General features: G+C 64.6%; 19 protein-coding genes. 11 read left to right on the top strand and 8 right to left on the bottom strand.

What is annotated here, in order from left to right:
- Positions 1–170: 170 nt before the first annotated feature.
- The 4 genes from J8I87_RS06510 to J8I87_RS06495 all read left to right on the top strand — a co-directional run bounded on the left by J8I87_RS06510 (position 171) and on the right by J8I87_RS06495 (position 3,909).
- Entirely contained in the window at positions 171–2,093 is a 1,923-nt protein-coding gene (locus J8I87_RS06510) for a potassium transporter Kup (RefSeq protein WP_209930612.1), read from the top strand.
- A gap of 112 nt (positions 2,094–2,205) precedes the next feature.
- On the top strand, positions 2,206–2,829 hold the full coding sequence (gene nthA / locus J8I87_RS06505; RefSeq protein WP_209930611.1) for a nitrile hydratase subunit alpha: 624 nt from the start codon (positions 2,206–2,208) through the stop codon (positions 2,827–2,829).
- Positions 2,830–2,851: 22 nt separating this feature from the next.
- A complete protein-coding gene (gene nthB / locus J8I87_RS06500; protein WP_209930610.1) occupies positions 2,852–3,517 on the top strand; it encodes a nitrile hydratase subunit beta in 666 nt (221 codons plus the stop codon).
- A 17-nt stretch (positions 3,518–3,534) separates the two neighbouring features.
- Positions 3,535–3,909 (top strand): nitrile hydratase accessory protein, encoded by a 375-nt coding sequence (locus J8I87_RS06495; RefSeq protein WP_209930655.1) that lies wholly within the window; start codon positions 3,535–3,537, stop codon positions 3,907–3,909.
- 31 nt (positions 3,910–3,940) lie between these two features.
- Here the strand turns inward: J8I87_RS06495 and J8I87_RS06490 are convergent, their stop codons facing one another.
- The 6 genes from J8I87_RS06490 to phnC all read right to left on the bottom strand — a co-directional run bounded on the left by J8I87_RS06490 (position 3,941) and on the right by phnC (position 9,628).
- Positions 3,941–4,087 (bottom strand): hypothetical protein, encoded by a 147-nt coding sequence (locus tag J8I87_RS06490; RefSeq protein ID WP_209930609.1) that lies wholly within the window; start codon positions 4,085–4,087, stop codon positions 3,941–3,943.
- 166 nt (positions 4,088–4,253) lie between these two features.
- Positions 4,254–4,970 carry a PIG-L deacetylase family protein gene (locus J8I87_RS06485; RefSeq protein WP_209930608.1) on the bottom strand — a complete coding sequence of 239 codons (717 nt, stop codon included), beginning with the start codon at positions 4,968–4,970 and terminating at the stop codon, positions 4,254–4,256.
- 287 nt (positions 4,971–5,257) lie between these two features.
- Complete coding sequence (locus J8I87_RS06480) at positions 5,258–5,845, bottom strand: NTP transferase domain-containing protein (protein ID WP_209930607.1); 588 nt, start codon at positions 5,843–5,845, stop codon at positions 5,258–5,260.
- A gap of 1,058 nt (positions 5,846–6,903) precedes the next feature.
- On the bottom strand, positions 6,904–7,740 hold the full coding sequence (phnE, locus tag J8I87_RS06475; RefSeq protein WP_209930606.1) for a phosphonate ABC transporter, permease protein PhnE: 837 nt from the start codon (positions 7,738–7,740) through the stop codon (positions 6,904–6,906).
- Complete coding sequence (phnD, locus tag J8I87_RS06470; RefSeq protein ID WP_209930605.1) at positions 7,737–8,705, bottom strand: phosphonate ABC transporter substrate-binding protein; 969 nt, start codon at positions 8,703–8,705, stop codon at positions 7,737–7,739. Before phnD ends, phnE begins: the two co-directional genes overlap by 4 nt.
- Before the next feature lie 71 nt (positions 8,706–8,776).
- Positions 8,777–9,628 carry a phosphonate ABC transporter ATP-binding protein gene (gene phnC / locus J8I87_RS06465; RefSeq protein ID WP_209930604.1) on the bottom strand — a complete coding sequence of 284 codons (852 nt, stop codon included), beginning with the start codon at positions 9,626–9,628 and terminating at the stop codon, positions 8,777–8,779.
- 298 nt (positions 9,629–9,926) lie between these two features.
- On the opposite strand from phnC, the gene J8I87_RS06460 reads away from it, so the two are divergent.
- The 6 genes from J8I87_RS06460 to J8I87_RS06435 all read left to right on the top strand — a co-directional run bounded on the left by J8I87_RS06460 (position 9,927) and on the right by J8I87_RS06435 (position 20,570).
- A complete protein-coding gene (locus tag J8I87_RS06460) occupies positions 9,927–10,961 on the top strand; it encodes a M14 family zinc carboxypeptidase (protein ID WP_209930603.1) in 1,035 nt (344 codons plus the stop codon).
- Positions 10,958–11,782, top strand: coding sequence for an alpha/beta fold hydrolase (locus J8I87_RS06455; protein ID WP_209930602.1), 825 nt, complete (start codon positions 10,958–10,960; stop codon positions 11,780–11,782). The genes J8I87_RS06460 and J8I87_RS06455 overlap by 4 nt, the downstream gene beginning before the upstream one ends.
- 372 nt (positions 11,783–12,154) lie before the next feature.
- Positions 12,155–16,996 carry an NAD-glutamate dehydrogenase gene (locus tag J8I87_RS06450; protein ID WP_209930601.1) on the top strand — a complete coding sequence of 1,614 codons (4,842 nt, stop codon included), beginning with the start codon at positions 12,155–12,157 and terminating at the stop codon, positions 16,994–16,996.
- Between the two features lie 204 nt (positions 16,997–17,200).
- Complete coding sequence (selD, locus tag J8I87_RS06445; RefSeq protein WP_209930600.1) at positions 17,201–18,262, top strand: selenide, water dikinase SelD; 1,062 nt, start codon at positions 17,201–17,203, stop codon at positions 18,260–18,262.
- Between the two features lie 54 nt (positions 18,263–18,316).
- On the top strand, positions 18,317–19,243 hold the full coding sequence (locus J8I87_RS06440; RefSeq protein ID WP_209930599.1) for a cation diffusion facilitator family transporter: 927 nt from the start codon (positions 18,317–18,319) through the stop codon (positions 19,241–19,243).
- Between the two features lie 256 nt (positions 19,244–19,499).
- Positions 19,500–20,570, top strand: coding sequence for a purine nucleoside permease (locus J8I87_RS06435; RefSeq protein ID WP_209930598.1), 1,071 nt, complete (start codon positions 19,500–19,502; stop codon positions 20,568–20,570).
- A gap of 195 nt (positions 20,571–20,765) precedes the next feature.
- Here J8I87_RS06435 and J8I87_RS06430 read toward each other — a convergent pair whose 3' ends face one another.
- Complete coding sequence (locus J8I87_RS06430) at positions 20,766–21,074, bottom strand: DUF4148 domain-containing protein (protein ID WP_209930597.1); 309 nt, start codon at positions 21,072–21,074, stop codon at positions 20,766–20,768.
- Positions 21,075–21,243: 169 nt separating this feature from the next.
- A complete protein-coding gene (locus tag J8I87_RS06425) occupies positions 21,244–22,248 on the bottom strand; it encodes a LysR family transcriptional regulator (RefSeq protein WP_209930596.1) in 1,005 nt (334 codons plus the stop codon).
- Between the two features lie 186 nt (positions 22,249–22,434).
- Here J8I87_RS06425 and J8I87_RS06420 point away from each other — a divergent pair, with 186 nt between their 5' ends.
- Entirely contained in the window at positions 22,435–23,289 is an 855-nt protein-coding gene (locus J8I87_RS06420) for an alpha/beta hydrolase (RefSeq protein WP_209930595.1), read from the top strand.
- Positions 23,290–23,307: the final 18 nt, after the last annotated feature.

Raw genomic sequence — 23,307 nt, 5'->3', positions numbered from 1 at the left:
ATTCGACGTGATGCGGCGCCTGCATAGCTTCGCTGCGCTTTTCTCATTGCGCTTCCTATACTTGGATCAACCGCGAGCCGGGTCATACGTCGGAACATTCAACCGGCTTTCAGATCGCCTGATAAGCGCTAACGCAAACGCCCACGGGCGGCGATCCACTGGAGGGAGACATGAGCCTTTCCGCCATTCATCCCGGCGCTGACCCTATCGGCGCGCCTGCGCCGCACAAGCCGGCGCTCCGCTCACTGGCCCTCGCCGCGTTGGGTGTCGTCTACGGCGATATCGGCACGAGTCCGCTTTACACGCTGCAAACCGTCTTCGAGCCGTCCAGCGGTCTGCCGCTCACGCCTTTGAATGTGATCGGCATCGTGTCGCTGATCTTCTGGTCGCTGACCATTGTGGTGTCGCTCAAGTATGTGGCGCTGATTCTGCGCGCGAACAATCACGGCGAGGGCGGCATCATGGCGCTGCTGGCGCTGGCGGCGTCGTCGGTCGCGGAGCGGCCGCGGCTGCGTCATGTGCTGCTGATCGTCGGCGTGATGGGCGCGTCGCTCTTCTACGGCGACAGCATCATCACGCCCGCCATTTCCGTGCTGAGCGCCGTCGAAGGGCTGGAAGTCGCCGCGCCTTTTCTGAAGACCTGCGTGATACCCGTCACGCTGGTCGCGCTCGTCACGCTGTTCGTGATGCAGAAGCACGGCACGTCGGGGATCGGCGCCGTGTTCGGCCCCGTGATGGTGGTGTGGTTCCTCGTGCTGGCCGTGGTCGGCATCGTCAACGTAGTCGCCGCGCCCGCGATACTCGCCGCGCTCGATCCACTCGCGGGCCTTGCATTCTGCCTGCGTCACGAATGGCTCGCGTTCATCGCGCTAGGCGCCGTCGTGCTGTCGCTGACGGGCGCCGAGGCGCTCTATGCGGACATGGGCCACTTCGGCGCGCGGCCGATCCGCGTCACCTGGTTCGGCCTCGTCTTTCCGGCGCTCGCGTTGAACTATCTGGGGCAGGGCGCGCTGCTGATCTCCGACCCCACCGCGCTGCAGAACCCGTTTTACCGGCTCTTTCCGCAATGGGCGCTCTATCCGATGATCGTGCTCGCGACGGTCGCGACCGTGATCGCGTCGCAAGCGGTGATCTCGGGCACCTACTCGATGACCAAGCAGGCGATGCAGTTGAGCTTTCTGCCGCGCATGAACGTCATCTACACCTCGGAGAGGGAGATCGGCCAGATCTATGTGCCCGGTATCAACTGGACGCTGCTCGCCGCCGTGGTCGCGGCCGTGCTTGGCTTCGGATCGTCGACGGCGCTCGGTTCGGCATACGGCATCGCCGTGACGGGCACGATGCTGATCACGACGCTGCTGACCTTTTTCGTCGTGCGCTATGCATGGCACTACAACTGGTTTCTGTGCGTGTTCGCGACCGCGTTCTTTTTCATCATCGACGCGACGTTCTTCTCGGCGAACCTGCTGAAGATCGTCGAAGGCGGCTGGTTCCCGCTGCTGATTGGCTTCGTGATGTTCACGATCATGGCGACGTGGGGACGCGGCTGGGAAATGATGCTCGCCGAAGCGCGCGTGCGCGCGGGCACGATGCCGCTCAGGACGTATTTGCAGAAGCTGGTCGCGCGCGAGCCCGTGCGCGTGGACGGCGCGGCGATCTTCCTCACGCCCAATCCGGACAGCGTGCCGCATGCGCTCGTCAACAACCTGATCCACAACCGCGTGCTGCACAGGCGCGTCGTGTTCCTGACCGTGAACAACGACGAAATTCCATGGGTCGCCGAGAACGAGCGCCTGAGACTCCAGAAGGTCTGCGAAGGCTGCTATCAGCTCACGATCCGCTACGGGTTCAAGGATGAAGTCGATCTGCCGAAAGCGCTCGAAGGGGCGAAGTCGCTGGGCCTCGACATCGAGCCCGACGATGCGTCGTACTTCCTGAGCCGCGCGACCGTCGTGCCGACGCCGGGCGCGGGCATGGCGATGTGGCGCGAGCGTCTGTTCGCGGTGATGCTGCACAACGTCGGCAATGTGGCAGCGTACTTCAAGCTGCCCGCCAATCGCGTCATCGAGGTGGGCGCGCGCGTGGAGATCTGAAACGCGTTGCAGGATTCAAGTGTGACCCGCGTATGATCCGCGCGTTGCCCGTTTGCAATCGGCCATTTGCCCGACCATACTGCGTGAGTGTCGAATCTTCAGGCAGACGCAGATGAGTCACGACGCTACGCACGATCACGCGCACGAAGGCAGCGCGCTGCCCGAGATGGACCTGCGCGTGCGCGCGCTGGAATCGCTGCTGATCGAAAAGGGCTATGTCGATCCGAAAGCGCTCGACGCGCTGATCGAAACCTACGAAACCAAGGTCGGTCCGCGCAACGGCGCGCGCGTGGTGGCGAAGGCATGGCGCGACGCCGGCTTTCGCCAATGGCTGCTCGACGACGCGACGGCGGCGATCGCGTCGCTCGGTTTCACGGGCCGGCAGGGCGAGCACATGGTCGCGCTGGAGAATACACCGGGCGTTCACAACATGGTGGTCTGCACGCTTTGCTCGTGCTATCCGTGGCCCGTGCTCGGCTTGCCGCCCATCTGGTACAAGTCGGCGCCGTACCGCTCGCGCGCCGTGATCGATCCGCGCGGCGTGCTGGAGGAATTCGGCGTCGCGCTGCCCGACGACACCGAAATCCGCGTGTGGGATTCGACGGCGGAAGTTCGCTATCTCGTGCTGCCGATGTGCCCGCCCGGCACCGGCGCGCTGAGCGAGGACGAACTTGCCGCGCTCGTCACGCGCGACTCGATGATCGGCACCGGCCTGCCGCTCGCGCCCACGAAGTAAGGCCCGACCGGGGAGGCCAGCGATGAACGGCGCACAGGATCTGGGCGGGATGCAATCGTTCGGGCCCGTCGTGCCCGAATCCGACGAGCCGTATTTCCACGCCGACTGGGAGCGCCGCGTGCTCGCGCTGACGATCGCGATGGGCGCGACGGGCAAATGGAACATCGATATGTCGCGTGCCGCCCGCGAGAGCCTGCCGCCCGCGCAGTATCTGACGAGCAGCTACTATCAGATCTGGTTCGCGGGCTTGCGCAAGCTGCTGATCAACGCCGGGCTCGCGACACCTGACGAGATCGACAGCGGCATCTCGCACCATGCCGCCGCGCCGCTGCCGCGCGTGCTCGCCGCCGATCAGGTCAACCCGATGCTGTTTCGCGGCAGTCCCGTGTCGCGGCCCGCGCCGCAACCGGCGCGCTTTGGCGTCGGCGACCCGGTGCGCACGCTGACGCTCAATCCGCAGACGCACACGCGGCTGCCGCGCTACTGCCGTGGCAAGCGCGGGCGGATCGTCGCCGTGCATGGCGCGCATGTGTTTCCCGATTCGAATGCGCTCGGCCGCGGCGAAGATCCGCAATGGCTGTACACGGTGCGCTTCGATGCCGTCGAGCTGTGGGGCAAGGACACGACGGCTGCGTCGGTGTGCGCCGATTGCTGGGAGCCGTATCTGGAGACAGGCGGTGCGGCATGAGTGCGAACCCATCAGCCATGACCCGGCCGGGTTCGCCCACCGCGCCGCGCGCGTTGCTCGATGCGGTGCCAGGTTTGCCGCGCGACGACGCCGGCCCCGTGTTCGCCGCGCCGTGGCAGGCGGCCGCGTTCGCGATGACACTCGCGCTCCATGAACGCGGCGTGTTCACGTGGCCGGAGTGGGCGACGGCGCTCGCCGACACGATCCGCGAAGCTCAGGCGCAAGGCGACCCCGATCGCGGCGATACGTACTACGGACACTGGCTGACGGCGCTTGAACGCATCGCCGCCGCGAAGGGCTGCGTCACGCGCGATGGCCTTGTCGAGCGGCGGGCCGCGTGGGACGCGGCGGCGCGGCGCACGCCGCACGGCCGGCCGATCGAGCTGGACTGAGCGCGCTCGCGGCGCTTCCTTCACATGGCTGTCATAGCGTGATGGGGTCCTTGTCGGGCGGTCCCTCGGGACGCTGCGGCTCATCGTTGTGGTGTCCCGGCGACGGCGGCGTGAGGGGATCACCTTCGGGATCGCGCGTCGGATCGGCGTGCGGGTCGGGAATCGGAGTGGTGTGCATGGTTTGACCTCGTGGCGATGTGCCCCATGTGGGTTCATATGACCGATCGGGCGGCGGGGCGGTGGAGGTGTCCGCGCTGCTCTGGCGGCAAATTACGAAGCACCTGCATTCACTAGCGTAGGCGATGAAGCGCGACACTGCTGGCGCGATCGGTTCGCGCCGCGCGTCATTGCTTCGGCTTGCGCGGGCGCTGCCGGTCGACGCTCAGATGCCAGTAGCGCTCGGCGGCGAAGACGTCGTCATAGCCGTGCGGACCATATGCGTGCAACTGGCTCACGTACGCGGACACGGCTTCGCGCTTGAGCAGTACCTGGCGTTCGCGATCGAGCGAGCGATCGGCTGCGGGGCTCGCGGGCGTTGCGACGATCCCGCGTTTTGCCAGATCGACGAGCCTTTGCTGCACGAGGCCCGGTATCGGGCGGTAGATCGCTTCCTCGTATGCGAACCATTCGAGGTGCGACAGGCGCGGCAGGATCTCGCAGCACGCGTCGAACACGCGGCCGTGGTCGTCGTGAAAGAGCCCGAGCGGCATCAGCAGCGTATTCGCCGTCGAGCCGTAGATCGCTTCCTCCAGCGCGGCCGCGAGCCTTGTGATCGACGGCGAGTCGTGATATTGCCCGTCGCGAAACGGCAGCCGCACGGGAATTGCGTCGAGCACGGCGAGCGCGTTGTCGTCCTCGATCGTGCGCGCGTGAACCGATTCGAGCGCACTCGTGAATCCCGCCTTTTCATCCCAGTCGGTGCGCATGTCCTGCTCGGGCGGCGCGGCGAACACGGTGCAGACCGCGGCATCGGGATGCGCCGCGAGCAGCGCGCCGCAGCCGAAGACGGCATCGTCGAAATGCGGCGACACGATGAAAAGACGCGGACTGGTTTCGCTCATGAGGTCCTGGGCTGGATTCGGAATGGATCGTCCGGCGGGCGCGGCGCACGGGTGTGACGCCCGCTTCATCGTGGACAGCTTAGACCAATGATGCGAAGCCTGCTGGCCCGTTTCGCAGTGCAACAGCGCGCAAGCGGCGTGCCCGCACGGTTGCTGGGCGTGTGCATAAAGCCCGGAAGTTGCCCGTATCCGCTCACCTCGACGGCGACGGCGGTCCCTGATCCTCTTACCGTGCGCAAGCGGCGTGAGCCCGTGCGGCCGGGCGCAGGTTCGCTGGATTCGGCGGGCTAGACGTTGCGCAGATCGTCGGGCGTATCGATATCGCTGAGCACGCCGGGATCGTCGACATCGATGCGCGTGACGGGATGCGTCGTGAAGAGCGAGCGGGCGCCCGTATCGCCGTCGAGTGCGAGCAGCGCGTCGCGATGCTCGATGCCGAAGCCGACGGGGTGGCCGCGTTGCCCCTGATAATACGGCGCGACGATCGACGCGCCATCGTCGACGACGCGCGCGATGGCCTCGATGGACGGCGGGGCGATGCGGGGCATGTCGGCGAGCGCGACGATCCAGCCGTCGGCGTCCTCGCTTGCTTCGATGCCGGCGGCGAGGCTTGCGCCCATGCCGCGCTCGGCGTTTGCGGAGAAGATCACGTGACAGCCAGCATCGTTGAGTGCGCGGGCGAGCAGTTCGGAGCCGGGGCGCACGATCGCGATCACATGCGGGACCACCATCAGGAGCCGGTGCGCGGATTCGCGTGCGACGGGCGTGCCGTCGGGGAGGCGAGCGAGCAGTTTGTTGTGGATGCCTTCCGGGTCGAAGCGCGATCCATAACCGGCTGCGAGCAGCACGCCGGTGGCGAGAGAAGCGTAAGCCATGGGCGGCACCAGAAGGAGGGAGTGAACAGAGATTGTGCGGCGCAACGGGGGGAGAGGGCAAGGGGTTCGGTTTGCCCATGCGGTCTGGTTTGCCCGTGCGAGCGGTCTGATTTGCTGCAGGTGTTCTGCCGGTATCGCTGGCATCCGCTGTTTTGCCTTTGCGCCGGCATCCGCGATGCGGCTTGTTTTGCCACTATCGCTGGCATCCGCGAATGCGGGTTGCTCTTGCCGCTATCGCTGGCATCCGCGATGCGGGTTGTGTTTTGCCACTGTCGCTGGCATCCGCGATTGCGCCTCGCGGCGCGAGCGTTGCCCCTGTGCGGGGCGGCACTTACTTTCTTTGCCGCGGCAAAGAAAGTAAGCAAAGAAAGCCGCTCACCCCGCCAGTGCTTGACGCTTTTCCACGGGCTCTCAACGCCCCCGCACTTCGCATGGCAGCGTGCTGACCTTGTCCGTTGCCCGCGCGCTGATTGAATGCCTCACCCTCTTCACGCGCTCATACAACAGCTAACCGTCCTGATGTTTCACTGCCCTTTTTGCGGCAAACCTATGTTGGTTGTCGCGCCTCACAGGGCAGCGCTCCAACAGTGCAGAGACATCGCGCAGCGAAGGTGTTCTGATGGCGCGAAGGCCCACATAGGTTTGCCGCATGGGGGCGCCGGATAATCGAGGGCGTAGTGTGCAACGCGGGTGCATGAAGCGGGTGAGGCGCCGGTCAACGCGCTGGCGACGGACATGGGCCAGCACACTGCCGCGATAAACATGGGGATGTTGAGAGCCCGTGGCTAACGGTCAAGGGTTGGCGGTGTGAGCGGCTTTCTTTGCCTCCTTTCTTTGCCGCGGCAAAGAAAGGAGGTGCCGCCCCGCACAGGGGCAACGCCCGCGCCGCGAGGCGCTATCGCGGATGCCAGCGATAGTGGCAAAACATAAGGTGCATCGCGGATGCCGGCGCAAAGGCAAAAAGCGGATGCCAGCAAAAAAGCAAAAAAGCAAAAAAGCAAAAAAGCAAAAAAGCAAAAAAGCAAAACCCCACCCCAACCGTCGGCAGACAAAAAAACCTAAATCACGCGCTCCCGCAATTTCGCCGACAGCAGGTCAATCACAGTAACCACCACAATCACCATCAACATGACAGCCGCGGTCTGCGCATAATTGAACGACCGTATCGACTCATACAGCACGACGCCGATGCCGCCGGCGCCCACCATCCCAACGACCATCGCAGAGCGCACATTCGACTCGAACCGGTAAAGCGCATACGAAATCCACAACGGCAGCACCTGCGGCAGCACGCCATAAATAATCTCGTCGAGACTCGTCGCGCCAGTCGCACGCACTCCTTCTGCGGGACGCGGATCGATCGCTTCAACAGCTTCGGCGAAGAGTTTCGCGAGCACGCCCGTCGTATGCACCCACAACGCGAGCACGCCCGCAAACGGCCCGAGCCCGACGGCAACGATGAATAGCATTGCGAACACCATCTCGTTGATCGCGCGGCACGCGTCCATCACGCGGCGCACCGGCTGCACGACCCATGCGGGCGCCATGTTGTGCGCGGACAGCAGGCCGAACGGCACCGCGCACACCAGCGACAAGGCAGTGCCCCACACCGCGACGGCCAGCGTCACGGCCATTTCGTGCATATACGTGCGCCACTCGCTAAAGTCCGGCGGAAAGAAGTCTTTCGCGAACTGGCCCATGTTGCCCGAGTCGGACAACAGATCGAGCGGACGCATGTCGGCGGCGCGCCACGACAGGCCGAGCACCGCGATCACCGCGATCCAGCCGAGCATCGATGCCCAGCTGCGCTTGCCCGCCGTCGCAGCCATCGCCTCGTGCGACGACGGCTGCGTCTGCTCCGTCGAGCGGCCGGCGCCCAGGTCGGCTGCGTTCATTGTTTCTGCGTGTTGAGTGCGGACAGCTTCGCGTCGATGGCGGCCGTCTGCGTCTTGCGATCCGCATCCGACAGCGATGCGTCGCTCTCGATCTTCTGCTTCTGCTGGAACAGCGCGACCTGACGGATCGGCAGCAATTGCGCATCCGTCGACGCAGCAAAACCGTTATAGCTGAAGATGTTCGCGATCACGGCCTTCTCGTGCGCGTCGGTCTTCGCGTAGTTGAGGAAGAACTTGCGCACCTTCTCCTTCGTCGCGTCCGGCAGGTCCTTGCGCCACACGAGCGGGTCCGACGGAATCAGCGGCGACTGCCACAGCACGCGCACCTGCGCGAAGCGGTCCGGGTGCTGCTTCTTCAGCGTCTCGAGCATCTCGGTGTTGTTCGTCGCGATATCGACTTTGTTGTTCACGACGGCGAGCAGGTTCGCTTCGTGGCTTGACGGCAGCACCGTCTTGAACGACGTGCGCACAGGCGCGTTGTGCTGGGCGAACAGGTAGTAGCCGGGAATCAGCGTGCCCGACGTCGAGTTCGGATCGCCGAAGCCGAGCGTCACGTCCTTCGTGTTCCTGAACACGTCGTCGAGCGTCTTGAAGCGGCTGTTGACGTTCGTGACCAGCACCGAGTAGTAGCCGCCGTCGCCATTCGCATACGTCGTCTTCGCGAACACTTCGCCGTTCGAACGGTCGACGGCTTCGATCGCCGACGCGTTGCCGAGATACGCGACCTGCACCTTGTTGAAGCGCATCCCTTCGATGATGCCCGCGTAGTCGGTCGCGAAGAACGCTTTCACGTTCAGTCCCGTCTGCTTGTTCATGTCGTCGATGAGCGGCTGCCAGCGTTGCTTGAGCACCGCCGACGAGTCGGTCGAGATGATGCCGAGGTTCAGGTCTTCGGCATGAGCCGCGAAGCTGGCGAAAGCCGACACGGCCGCGACGCCGGCGAGCAGAGAGCGCAGAAATTTCATGAGTTCTGATCCAGGTGAGATCCAGGTGAGTGAGTCGGTACAGCGTTTCGTTGCGTTTCGAAAGAGGGGGCTTACGCCGAGCGCGCCGCATCGAACGAGAACGGGCGCGCGCGGGGCGTGGCGCCCGTCGCGCTGCCCGCGTGCGGGCTGTCTTCGAGCAGATCGCGCGCATCGTCGCCGTAGAGTTTTTGCAGCAGCGCGGGTGTCAATGCAGACGACGGGCCGTCATAGACGATCTTGCCGCGCCGCATGGCGATCGTGCGCTGGCAATACTGCATCGCGATATCGACCTGATGCAGCGAAACCAGCACCGTCAACTTGTGCTCGACGTTCAGCGTGCGCAGCATGTCCATCACGCGGCGCGACGACTCGGGGTCGAGCGAGGCGATCGGCTCGTCGGCGAGGATGATGCGCGCCTGCTGGACGAGCGCGCGCGCGAGCGCCGCGCGCTGCTGCTGGCCGCCCGACAGGTTCGATGCGCGTTCGCGCGCATGCTCGCCGATGCCGACCTCGTTCAACGCCGACATCGAAAGCTCGCGCTCGCCGCGCGGAAAGCAGCCGGTGAGCCGTCGCCACAGCGGCAGGCGCGCAAGCGCGCCGATCAGCACATTCGCTTCCACCGTCAGCCGGTTCACGAGATTGAACTGCTGGAACACGAAGCCGATGTCGCGGCGGATGCTGCGCACTTCGCGCACGATGCGGCCGTTCTGCTGGATGGGGCGGCCGAGTATCGACACCTGCGAGGGCTGCGCGTCCGAAACCGTGAAGCCCGCGATATGACGCAACAGTGTCGATTTGCCCGAGCCCGACGCGCCGATCAGCGCCACCATTTCGCCCTGCTCGACCCGCAGGTCGATTTCGTCGAGCGCCTTGCGGCCGTTGCCGAATGTCTTGCTCAGACGTTCGATGCGGATTGCTTCCATGTGTGTCCTGTCGATGACGCCGGTGCGTGCCCGAAGTTGTGGGACATTCTAGAAAGCGTCTGTGACGGTTGAGTGAAGGCGTCGCAACATCTAGACGACTATATCTTTGCGTGAGCCGGCGCGGCGTTGCGGAAGGTGCTTCGAAAACCTGCCGCCATGTGTCATCGAGATGACATACGCAACGGCGGATCGCGGGTCTCATCCGTCGTGTCATCCATTGGCAGGCGCGAACCGCTATAGTTGGAGGCGTCAAGCGTGAGCCGTCTCCGATAACCTCACACCACAACCGGCGCCGCCCATGCAGGCTCTCAGCTTTTTGCCCGATACTTTTGCGGAGTACGAAGACCTGAAAGCGATTCTCGAGGTCGGCAGCGGCAGCTTCGAGATCCGTACCGTATGCGAGGTGCAGGTGCGCGGCCGGATGTTCGCCGTGCACACCGCGAGCATCGGCTCGCGCGATCCGCGGGCGCCCGCCATCGGCTTTTTCGGCGGCATCCACGGGCTCGAGCGGATCGGCACGCAACTCGTGCTCGACTACATGCGCGCGCTGCTCGGGCGGCTCGAATGGGACGAGCTGCTGGTGCGCCAGCTTCAGTCGATCCGGCTGATCTTCATGCCGATCGTCAATCCGGGCGGGATGTGGGCCGCGACGCGCGCGAATCCGAACGGCGTCGACCTGATGCGCAACGCGCCGCAGGATGCCGAAGAGCGCGTGCCGTTGCTGGCGGGCGGACAGCGCGTCGGTTCGTGGCTGCCCTGGTATCGCGGGCGCTTTGGCGCGCCGATGGAGGCGGAGGCGGCGGCGCTGCTGCGCGTCGTCGAGCAGGATCTGTCGACGCGGCCGCTGTCGCTCGCGCTCGATTGCCACTCAGGCTACGGGTGGAGCGACAGCATCTGGTTTCCGTACGCGAAGACGCGCCGCGCGATGCCGCATCTGCCGGAGATGTATGCGCTGAAAACGATGTTCGAGCGCGCCCATCCGCACCACGGCTATATGTTCGAGCCGCAGAGCCATCAGTACCTGCTGCACGGCGACCTGTGGGACTGGGCCTACGACCGCACGCCGCCGCCCAACATCTTCCTGCCGATGACGCTCGAACTCGGCTCGTGGGTATGGATCAAGAAAAATCCCCGCCAGATTTTCTCGCGGCAAGGCATGTTCAATCCCGTGAAAGCGCATCGCACGGCGCGCGTGTTGCGGCGCCACGCGAACCTGCTCGACTTCCTGACGCGCGCGGCGTACGCGTCGCAACGCTGGCTGCCGCAGGGCAGCCGCCGCGAGCAGTTGCTCGAAAGCGCAGTCGAACTCTGGTACAAGGCCGAGCGCCAATGAGCACATGGATCCTGTTGCGCGGCCTCACCCGCGAAGCCCGGCACTGGGGCGCGCTGCCGGACGCATTGCGCGACGCGCTCGGCGGCATGCGGGATGACGCCGCGAACGGCCACGCGGGCGGGCAGGGCATGCGGGTGCTGACCATCGACTTGCCCGGCAACGGCGAATATGCGCGCGTGCGTGCGCCGCTGCGCGTGCCGGAGATGGTCGCGTTCGTGCGGGCCGCCGCGAGCGAGCGTGGCGCGCCGGGACCTTATAGCGTGCTGGCGATGTCGCTGGGCGGCATGGTCGCGACGTGCTGGGCGCAACGGCATCCCGCCGATATCGCGCGGCTCGTGCTGATCAACACCAGCATGCGGCCGTTCAGCCGCTTCGACGAACGTCTGCGCCCCACGGCCTGGCTCGCGCTCGCGCGCGCGGCGGCGCACTGGAGCGACGCGCGCGTCGCGGAAGCCGTGATTCACCGGCTGACCTGCAACAACCGCGCGACGCGCGATGCCGACCTGAAGAGCTGGGCCGCGATACGCGCGAGCGCACCCGTCAGTCGAGCCAATGCGCTGCGCCAACTGCTCGCCGCCGCGCGTTTCAGCGCGGGACGGCAGCGGCCGGAATGCGCGACGCTCGTGCTGTCGTCGCGCGAGGACGGCCTCGTCGATCCCGCGTGTTCGGCGTCGCTGGCGGCGGCGTGGCGCGCCGAGCACTGGCGGCATCCGTGGGCGGGCCATGATCTGCCTCACGACGACCCTTCGTGGACGGTCGAGCGCGTGCGCGCCTGGCTCGCGCAAACGGATGCGACAGCGGGCTTTGACGCGTCGACATGAACGACGGGCAACGCCGCAAGCATGTTCCGAGGCGCGCGAACGACAGCGTCCCGCGCAGCCTCGAAAGCGCGTTGAACGTGATCGACTCGCGCTCGATCAGTAACCTATAAGCTTGACTCATCGGCGCTGCATGCGCCAATCAGAAGAACCCTGGCCTATGTTCGTCAGGCAACAGAACGAACGGGTTTTATCGCTTGCTTTTAGCGGCTTTATAACGCTGCCTTTGCGCTTTCGATACTTCCATTCGACACGCTTCTGTCGTCGGCGCGAGCAAGCATGCTTGATGTGCGTGCGCACAATCCGTTTCGACATAACGGGTGCATAATGCGCTTCAGTCGATGCAGTCGATTGTCGCCCATCGCGGAGGACGTCATGCAAGCGAAGAACGAAGAGGCCGTTGCACACCTGCTCAACGATGTCGTCGAGTTCGCACGCGGACGATTGCCCGAGCCCGCATTCGCAGTCGTCGAACCTTTCCTGAGTCATTACTACGACTTTGCCGATTCCGACGATCTGCAAAGCCGCAGCATCGCCGACCTGTACGGCGCCGCAATGGCGCACTGGCAAACGGCGCAGCGCTTCGTGCCGGGCAGCGAGCGCCTGCGCGTCTACAACCCGATACTCGAGCAGCACGGCTGGCACTCGGATCACACCGTCATCGAGATCGTCAACGACGACATGCCGTTCCTCGTGGACTCGGTGTCGATTGCCGTCAACCGTCTCGGCCTCTCGCTGCATTCCGTGCTGCATCCCGTGTTCCGCATCTGGCGCGGCAAGGACGGCGGCATCGAACGCGTCGCGCCCGGTGGCGCATCGACTGACGGTGGCCAATCGCAGCTCGCGTCGTTCATTCATTTCGAAGTGGACCGCTGCGGCGACGCCGAGAAGCTCGACACGTTGCGCAACGAAATCGCGCGGGTACTCGCCGACGTGCGCGCTGCTGTCGAAGACTGGCCGAAGATGATCGAGATCGCGCGCGCGACGATCAAGGACATGGCGGCGCGCGAGACCAGCCCCGAAGGCGTGGAAGCGCGCGCCTTCCTCGAATGGATGGTCGCGGATCACTTCACGTTTCTTGGCCAGCGCGACTACGAACTCGTTACGCAGGACGGCCAGTATGGGCTGCGCGGCATCGCGGGCTCGGGCCTCGGCCTGTTGCGCGAATCGATGCGCCCCCAGGGCGCGTCCGACGTGACGCCGTTGCCGGCCGCCGCTGCCGCCATCATCTCGGGCGCCGCGCCCATCTTTCTGACCAAGGCGAATTCGCGCGCGACGGTTCATCGTCCCGGCTATCTCGACTATGTCGGCGTGAAACTCGTCGGACCGGATGGCAAGATCAACGGCGAGCGGCGCTTCATCGGGCTGTATACGTCGACGGCGTATACGGCGTCGGCGTCGGAGATTCCGATCGTGCGCCGCAAGTGCGCGAACATCGTGCGGCGCGCGGGCTTTCTGCCGAAAGGCCATCTCGGCAAGTCGCTCGTGACGGTGCTGGAGACGTATCCACGCGACGAGCTATACCAGGCCGACGAAAACGAGCTCTACGAGACGGCCATGGGCGTGCTGCGTCTGCAGGAGCATCAGCGCACGCGCATGTTCGTGCGGCGCGACCGCTTTGACCGCTTCGTCTCGTGTCTCGTGTTCGTGCCGCGCGAGAAGTACAACACGGGCCTGCGGCGGCGCATCGCGAGGCTGCTGATGAATGCGTTCAACGGCACGAACGTCGAGTTCACGCCGCAGCTTTCGGAGTCGACGCTCGCGCGCATTCATTTCGTCGTGCATGCGGAGCCGGGCGCGATGCCCGATGTCGATACGCGCGAACTCGAAGTGCGGCTCATCCAGGTGGCGCGCCGCTGGCAGGACGATCTCGCCGATGCGTTGCTCGACGCGTTCGGCGAAGAGCAGGGCAACCGCCTGCTGCAGAAATACGGGGATTCGTTTCCCGCCGGCTATCGCGACGACTACCCCGCGCGCACGGCGGTGCGCGATGTCGAACTGATCGAGCGCGTGCAGGGCACCGAGCTGATCGCGATGAATTTGTATCGGCCGATCGAAGCCGGCCCGCGCGCGTTCCGCTTCAAGGTGTATCGCGCCGGCGAGCCGATCGCGCTGTCGCGCAGCCTGCCGATGCTCGAGCATCTGGGCGTGCGCGTCGATGAAGAGCGGCCTTACCTGATCGAAGCACCGGGCGCCACGCCCGCGTGGATCCACGACTTCGGCCTAGAACTCGCCGACGACACCGAGTTCGATATCGAGCGCGTGAAGGGCCTGTTCGAAGACGCCTTCGAGCGCGTGTGGACGGCCGATATCGAAGACGACAACTTCAATCGTCTCGTGCTGCGCGCGCAACTCAGCGCGCGCGAAGTGACGATACTGCGCGCCTATGCGAAGTACTTGCGGCAGGTCGGCTCCACGTTCAGCGATGCGTATATCGAACGCGCGTTGACGGGCAATCCGGCGATCGCGCGCATGCTCGTCGAACTGTTCGTCGCGCGCTTCGACCCGTCGGTGCAGGCGCAGCGCGAGGCGCGCGTCGAGCTGCTGCTCAAGGCCATCGAAGGCGCGCTCGACGAAGTCCCCAACCTCGACGAAGACCGCATCCTGCGCCAGTTCCTCGGCGTGGTGAACGCGACGCAGCGCACGAACTACTACCGGCGCGGCGACGACGGCAAGCCGCGGCCCTATCTGTCGTTCAAGTTCGATCCGGCGAAAGTGCCGGGCCTGCCCGAGCCGAAGCCGATGTTCGAAATCTGGGTGTACGCGCCGCGCGTCGAGGGCGTGCATCTGCGCGGAGGACGCGTCGCGCGCGGCGGCCTGCGCTGGTCCGACCGGCGTGAGGACTTCCGCACGGAAGTGCTCGGCCTGATGAAAGCGCAGATGGTGAAGAACGTCGTGATCGTGCCAGTCGGCTCGAAGGGCGGCTTCGTCGTGAAGAATCCGCCGCCGCCGACCGACCGCGAAGCGTGGATGCGCGAAGGCGTCGCGTGCTATCAGACGTTCCTGCGCGGGCTGCTCGATCTCACCGACAACCGGGTGGGTGGGCAGATCGTGCCGCCGCCCGAGATCGTGCGCCACGATCCCGACGATCCGTATCTCGTCGTCGCGGCAGACAAGGGCACGGCCACGTTCTCCGATTACGCGAATGCGATCTCTCAGGAATACGGCTTCTGGCTCGACGATGCATTCGCATCGGGCGGCTCGGTCGGTTATGACCACAAGAAGATGGGCATCACCGCGCGCGGCGCGTGGGAATCGGTGAAGCGCCACTTCCGCGAAATGGGCGTCGATACGCAGACGACGGATTTCACCGTGGTCGGCGTCGGCGACATGTCGGGCGATGTGTTCGGCAACGGCATGCTGTTGTCGCAGCATATCCGCCTCATCGCCGCATTCGATCATCGCCATGTGTTCCTCGATCCGAACCCCGATCCCGCGACGAGCTTCGCCGAGCGTCAGCGGCTCTTCTCGCTCGACCGTTCGAGCTGGGCGGACTACGACCCGGCGCTGATCTCGGCGGGTGGCGGCGTGTTCGCGCGCACCGCGAAGACCATTCCGCTGTCGCCCGCCGTGCAGTCGATGCTCGGCATCACGGCCGCCGCGCTGCCGCCCGCCGAACTGGTGCGCTCGATTCTCCTCGCGCCCGTCGATCTGCTTTACAACGGCGGCATCGGCACCTACGTGAAGGCGAGCCGCGAAACGCATGCGCAGGTCGGCGACAAGACCAATGACGCCGTGCGCGTGAACGGCTGCGATCTGCGCTGCAAGGTGATCGCGGAGGGCGGCAACCTCGGCCTCACGCAACTGGGGCGCATCGAGTTCGCGCAACACGGCGGCCGCGTGAATACGGACGCCATCGACAATTCCGCGGGCGTCGACTGCTCGGACCATGAGGTGAACATCAAGATCCTGCTGGGCCTCGTGGTCGCGGACGGCGAAATGACGGAGAAGCAGCGCAACGCGCTGCTCGCGGAGATGACGGAAGAGGTCGGCCTGCTCGTGCTGCAGGACAACTACTATCAGACGCAGGCGCTGTCGATCGCGGGCCGTTACGCCGCCGACATGCTCGACGCGGAAACGCGGACGATGCGATACCTCGAACGCGCGGGGCGCCTGAACCGCGTGATCGAATTCCTGCCCACCGACGACGAGATCAACGAACGGGTCGCCGCGAAGCAGGGCTTGACCTCGCCTGAGCGCGCGGTGCTGCTCGCGTACAGCAAGATGTGGCTGTACGACGCGCTGCTCGACTCGGACGTCCCCGAAGATCCGCTCGCGACGGGCATGCTGACCGATTACTTTCCGAAGCCTTTGCGTCAGCGCTTCGGCGAGCCGATGCAACATCATCCGCTGCGCCGCGAAATCCTCGCGACGCATCTGACGAATGCGCTCGTGAACCGCGTCGGCTGTGCGTTCGTGCACCGGATGATGGAGGAGACGGATGCGACGCCGGGCGATATCGTGCGCGCCTGCATGATCGCGCGCGATGTGTTCGATTTGAACGACGTGTGGCGCAACATCGACGCGCTCGACAATCGCGTCGCCGATGATGTGCAGGCGCGCATGTTCGTCGAGATCACGAAGCTGCTGGAGCGCGCCGCGTTGTGGTTCCTGCGGCATCTGCAAGCGGGCGAGGTGACGGATGGCGGTGTGACGGCGCTGATCGCGCGCTGCCGCGACGCGGCGCAGCGCCTCGCGCCGCAGCTTCCCATGCTGCTGCCCGCCGCGGATCTCGAGGCGCTGTCCGAGCGGCAGCGCGTGCTGGTCGACGCGGGCGTCGACAGCGAGCTGGCGGTGCGCGTCGCGAGCGGCGACATACCCGCTGCGCTGCTCGATATCGCCGAGGTGGCGGCGACGACGGAGCGCGGGCTCGAACTCGTCGCGGGCGTGTACTTCGAGTTGGGCACGCAGTTGAACTACGGCTGGATCGGCGAGCGGGCCGCCGCGCTGCCGACATCGACGCATTGGGACGTGATGGCGCGGGCCGCGGCGCTCGCAGAGCTTGCGCGGCTCAAGCGCGTGCTGACGACGAGCGCGCTCGCGGAAGCGCCGGAGGCGACGACGGCGGAAGCCGTCGTCGAAGCATGGCGCGCGCGGCGCGAAGCGGCCCTCGCGCGCTATGCGCAACTGCTGACGGACCTGCGCGCGGCGGGCGGCGCGAGCCTGTCGATGCTGCTGGTGGTCGTGCGAGAGATGGCGACGCTCGAGCGCCGCTGAGCTTCGACGCTGCTGTTGTGATTGACGCGCCGCCGTCGCGGGAGACGCCGGCGCGTTGCGCCTGCGCGGTTTGCGCGGCCCGCCTGCGCGAATCTTTGCGCGACCCTTTTGCGACCCTTTTCGCGACCCTTTTTGCGCGGGCTGCCAGCGCCGCAGCGGATTGTCCGATAATAGCCTCTATCGACAATCCGCCAGTTCATCATCATGACCGAATCCGCTGTGAATCCCGACGTCCCGCGCCTCACGAGCCTCTCGCATGGAGGCGGCTGCGGCTGCAAGATCGCGCCCGGCGTGCTGTCCGATCTGCTCAGACGCACCATGCCGATGCCGTCGTTCCCGGACCTGCTGGTGGGCACGGAAACATCCGATGACGCTGCCGTATACCGGCTGAACGACGAGCAGGCGATCATCGCGACCACCGACTTCTTCATGCCGATCGTCGACGATCCGTATGACTTCGGCCGCATCGCCGCGACCAACGCGCTGTCCGATGTCTACGCGATGGGCGGCAAGCCGATCCTCGCGCTCGCGCTGGTCGGCATGCCCATCAACGTCTTGCCGCATGACGTGATCGCGGCCGTGCTGCGCGGCGGCGAGGATGTCTGCGCGCAGGCGGGCATTCCCGTCGCGGGCGGCCATTCGATCGACTCCGTCGAGCCGATCTACGGCCTTGCCGCCATCGGCGTCGTGCATCCGCGGCGCGTGAAGCGCAATGCGTCGGCGCAGGCGGGCGATGTGCTCGTGCTGGGCAAGCCGCTGGGCGTCGGCGTGCTGTCGGCGGCGCTGAAGAAGAACCAGCTCGACGCCGCGGGCTACGCCGCGATGATCGACGCGACGACGAAGCTCAATCGCCCCGGCGCCGAACTGGCCGCGCTCGACGGCGTCCACGCGATGACGGACGTGACGGGCTTCGGCCTGCTCGGCCATACGCTCGAACTGGCGCGCGGCGCGCGATTGACGGCACGCGTGCGCTACGCGGATCTGCCGTGGATCGAGGGCGTCGATGCGTTCGCCGCCGCGGGCGTATTCACAGGCGCATCGGGCCGTAACTGGGCTTCGTACGGCGAAGATGTGCGCGTTGCCGACGGCTTGCCCGCCACGGCACGCACGTTGCTCACCGATCCGCAGACGTCGGGCGGTTTGCTCGTGTCGTGTTCGCCCGCCGCCGTCGACGACGTGCTCGCGATCTTCCGCGCGGACGGCTTCCTTCGGGCCGCCGTGATCGGCGAACTGCACGAGGGCGCGCCGCGTGTCGAGGTCGTTTGATTCTCCCGGCGTGCGATCCTGCAAACCACTCGCGTCACGACAAACGAAGAGCCAATGAAAGAAGAATCATCGAAGGCCATTTTTTACGCACTGGCGGCGAATATCGGCATCGCGGTCTGCAAGTTCGCCGCTGCCGCATTCACGGGTTCGGGCTCGATGTTCGCCGAAGCCATTCACTCGACGGCCGACTGCGGCAATCAGGTGCTATTGCTGTTCGGCCTCAAGCAAGCGCGCCGGCCCGCGAGCCCGTTGCATCCGCTCGGCGCGGGACGCGAGATCTACTTCTATTCGCTGCTTGTCGCGTTGCTGCTGTTCTTTGTCGGCGGCGCGTTTTCCGTCTATGAGGGCGTGCATCGCCTGTTCGCGCACGAGCCGCTGTCGCATGCGTATATCGCGCTCGCCGTGCTCGGCGTGTCGGTGGTGCTGGAAACTTTTTCGCTGATGGGCGCGCTCAGGGAGATTCGCAAGACCAATCCCGACAAGTCGATGTGGCGATGGTTTCGCGAGACGCGCGAGTCGGAGCTGCTCGTCGTCACGGGCGAAGATGTGGCTGCGTTGCTGGGTCTCGCGATCGCGTTTGCCGCCGTGCTCATGACGATGATCACGGGCAATGCCGCGTATGACGCGTGGGGCTCGATCGGCGTCGGTCTGTTGCTGATGGTGATTGCGTATCTCGTCGCGCGTGAAGTGAAGTCGATGATCATCGGCGAATCGGCAAGCCCGGAAGTGCGGCGCGCGATCGAGGCGCATCTGCGCACGCGCAGCGAGATCCGCAGCATCATCAATCTGATCACGCTGCAATGGGGCCGTCATGTCGTGGTCGCGGTGCAGGCCGAAATGATCGATTACGAAAGCGGCCGCGCGATGGTCGATGCGATCAACGTGGTCGAGGCGGATTTGCAGCAGAAGTTTCCGCAGGTGCGCTGGGTGTTCTTCGAGCCGGACGTGCCGCGCGTGCGCACGGAAGCGTCGCTCGATTAAATTTTTACGCGTGATTCATGAGCCCGCAAACGATGCGTTTGAATGCGTCGTTTGCGGGCTTTTTTGCTGGCCTTTTGCTTTTAGTCCGATTGCATCACGCGATGATTTGTTTAATGCGAAATAGCTAATCAAATCGATAAATCGAATCTGGATAATGGAAAACAATTCAATGCAACCTATACTTGGCTGCGCCCCTTTACGCGAGGGCGTGCATTCCATTCCCTATCCTCGAACAAGCTCAAAGAAAGGACTTGTCATGGTAACTCGCACGATAGGCGCTTTGACGGCATTGACACTGGCCGCATGCTCGGCCATTTCGCCGCTTGCCAATGCGCAGAACGACAACGGCTTTATGCAAGACAATGGCGAATCAAAAGGCCGGCCGGTAAAAGTCATGATCATTTCGATGTTCGGGCCGGAAGGGCAGGTATGGCTCGACAAGCTGGGACCTTGGGAAGACATTCCTGTCGCGGGTCTCTCGCCCGACTATCCGGCCGTTCATTGCAACCGGCAGGACATCTGCGTGATGACGACAGGCATGGGCCACACGAATGCGGCTGCATCGACGATGGCGCTCGCGTTCTCACCGCGTTTCGATCTGCGGCACACGTACTTCATGGTGGCGGGTATCGCGGGCATCGATCCGGCTCGCGGCACCGTGGGCTCTGCGGCCTGGGCAAAGTACCTTGTCGATTTCGGTATTCAATGGGAAATCGACGGGCGCGAAATTCCGCCAGGCTGGAATACCGGCTATCTCGGCATCAACACGAAAGACCCGACACAAAAACCGCCACTCGATTACCGCACTGAAGTCTTCCAGTTGAATACCCGTCTTGCGGACACCGCTTTCGCGTTGTCGCGTCATGTCGTCCTCTCTGACAACACGCAGGCGCAGGCCGCGCGCGCCAAGTACAGTTATGCGCCCGCGAACCGTCCGCCTGCTGTGATTCAGTGTGACACGCTTGCAGGCGATACGTGGTGGTCCGGCACGAAACTGGGCGAACGCGCGCGCGCCTGGACGAAGATTCTCACGGACGGCAAGGGCATCTACTGCACGACGCAACAGGAAGACAACTCAACGTACGAAGCATTGAAGCGCGCGGCGGCCATCCATCGCGTCGATCTGAACCGTGTTGCCGTGCTGCGCGCGGGCTCGGACTTCGATCGTCCGTATGACGGCCAGACGAGCGCCGACAATCTGCTCAACTATGCTTCGCAAGGCGGCTTCACCATCGCACTCGAAAACCTGTACCTCGCGGGCAATCCGCTGGTTCAGGACATCGTTTCGCATTGGGGTGAATGGCGTAATGGCGTGCCGCAGCGCTAGACGCACAACGCGAGCATCGCGCGCGCAAAGCAACGCGCTCAATCGCATTCGTGCGATTGAGCGCGTTGTCGCTTCACACTGCTTCGCGGCACGCTCAGCGTGCGCGATAAGGCGTCCAGACGGGAACGTCGGTGCCCCAGTCGTCGAGTTCCGATGGGCTCATGATGACCTCCTGCGGATAAGTTGCAATTGACGTTACTGGCCGCGAGCCACGCGCACGCTGCCGTCCGATTGCGCTTCGAGACGATCGGCTTGTGTGCGTCCAATCAGGCCCTGTTCGGGATACGAGGTCTTGTTCAGCGAGGGCAATGTGCCGTCACGATATGCGAGCGCTTCTTCCGCGCGCACTTCAGCACGCGTTTTCGGCGCTGATGCGCTCGTCGAATGCTGCCACCATTGATCGTTGTACGAGCCTGCGCGGCCAATGCCGCCACCGCCGCCAGCAAATGCCGGTGCGCTGACCAACAGCGAGAGAGCAAGACCTGCCAGCAGATTGCGCTTCATGATTCCACTCCTGTTCATTTGCTGCGCCGTCCCTCGGCGCTGCGACAGGGTGAAATGTAGGCTTTGACGTGCGGGCGATAAACCCGACTTTCATGAAATGAATTGTCGCAATTTCAGAACAATCGCGGCACGAAGCCGCGATCGTCCGTGTGAACACAGGCCGCGCGGCCTATGCGACCCATTCGGTGACGACGGGCGTATTGAAGTCCGGCGCCGATTCCTTTTGCTCGAACGTACGCTGCGTGCAGGTCTTGTCGAGGCTTGCGCGGCCGCTCAAGAGCGGGCAGGCGTCGAACAGCTCCGCAATCCAGTCGACGAACACGCGCACCTTCGACGACAGATGCCGGCTATGCGGATACACCGCGGAAATCGGCATCGGCAGCGGTTTCATTTCCGGCAGGACTTCGACGAGCTGGCCCGAGCGCAGATGCGGCAGCACCATGAAAAGCGGCGGCTGGATCAGCCCGAAGCCTTCGATGCCGCAGGTGACATAGGCGTCCGCGTCGTTGACGGACACCGAGCCCTTCATTTTCACCTCGACTTCCTTGCCGCCGACGAGAAACGACCAGTCCATGATCCGTCCCGTGCGGCTCGAAAAATAATTGACCGCCTTGTGCTGTTCGAGGTCTTCGAGCGTCTGAGGAATGCCCGCGCGTTGCAGATATGCGGGCGCCGCGCACGATACACCTTCGAATAACCCTATTCGCCGTGCGACCAGAGACGAATCCTGCAGCGCGCCGACCCGGACCACACAATCGACGCCTTCCTGCAGCAGATCGACGGGACGATCCGACAAGCCGAGCTGCAGATCGATATCCGGGTAACGGGTGTGGAATTCGCACAGCTGCGGTATGACGAGCAGGCGCCCGATCGAACCCGGCATATCGACGCGCAGCTTGCCATTCGGCTTCTTGTTGCCGCTCTGGAAGCTCGCTTCCGTTTCTTCGACATCCGCGAGAATGCGCACGCAACGCTCGTAGTACGCGGCGCCGTCGGGCGTCAGCGACAGACGGCGCGTCGTACGGTGCAGCAGGCGCGTGCCGAGAAAGGCTTCGAGATTCTGGATGATCGTCGTGACGGAAGCGCGTGGCAGATCGAGCGTTTCCGCGGCCCGGGTGAAGCTGTTCGTATCGACGACCCGGGTGAACACTTGCATGGCCTGGAGCCGGTCCATTGCAAACCTCCGAAAGAGCCGGAGCACTGGTGAAGCATCCGCTTTAGTCGGCTGGTGGCGCCGAATAAAGTCATTCGATTGTTCAGGTGCACCGAATTGTGTTGCCGGATTATAGGCATTTATTTGGAAGTCTGCTGGTACGACAATTCGCACCATTCGATAGCTTCGCGCATTGCGCTGTTCGACATGGATGCATTCAACCCGCGCCACACTTTCGTTCCGTCCGCCGCGAGCCTCGTGGATAGCGCCTCGTTACTCGACGTCACCGACGTGCAGATCGAAGGTTACGCGCAGGACATCACACTGCGCCTTTACCGCAGGGCCGCCGCCAAAAGCGGCTTGCCGATCCTGCTCTATTTTCACGGCGGCGGTTTCGTGCGCGGCTCGATTGAGGAAGCCGACTACGCGGCGCGCTATTTCGCCCAGCACACGCCCGCGCTCGTCGTGTCGGTCGGCTACTCGCTCGCGCCGCAGTTTCCGTTCCCCGCCGCGCCCGAAGACGCACACCGCGCGGCGCTGTGGGTGCAGACGCGCGCACGGGCGTTCGGCGGCAACACGAAAAAGATCGGTGTTGCGGGCCACGATGCGGGCGGCTCGCTGGCGAACTGCCTCGCGTTCATCGGCCGCGACCGCGGTGACGTGCGCATCGACGCGCAAGCGCTGTTCGGTCCGATGCTCGATCCGAGCCTGACGCGTCTTGGCGACGAGAAGCGGCTGAGCTCGGACATCACGGCGAGCGAATGCGCGGCGTGTTATCGCGCGTATCTGCCGCAGGCGTCACAGCGCGTGCATCCGTATGCGGCGCCGCTCGAATCGCTGCGCCTCGGGGGCTTGCCGGCGACGCTGATTGTGACGGCGCAAAACGACGTGCTGCACGTCGAAGCGGAGAAGTACGCAAGCAACCTGATCGATGCCGGCGTGCAGACGCAGGTGATCCGCTACCCGAGCGTGTCGCATGCGGCGCTCGCCAATCATCCGGCGGCTTTGCTCGAAGCGGTTCGATTTTTCCAGTGGCGCTTCGACGAGCGCGCACTCCGATAGACAACTCATCTACTAACT

The sequence above is a fragment of the Paraburkholderia sp. LEh10 genome, from assembly GCF_017814945.1.
Lineage (GTDB): Bacteria > Pseudomonadota > Gammaproteobacteria > Burkholderiales > Burkholderiaceae > Paraburkholderia.
The sequence above is the reverse complement of the archived record's forward strand: the minus strand, read 5'-3'. Positions and strand labels throughout refer to the sequence as shown.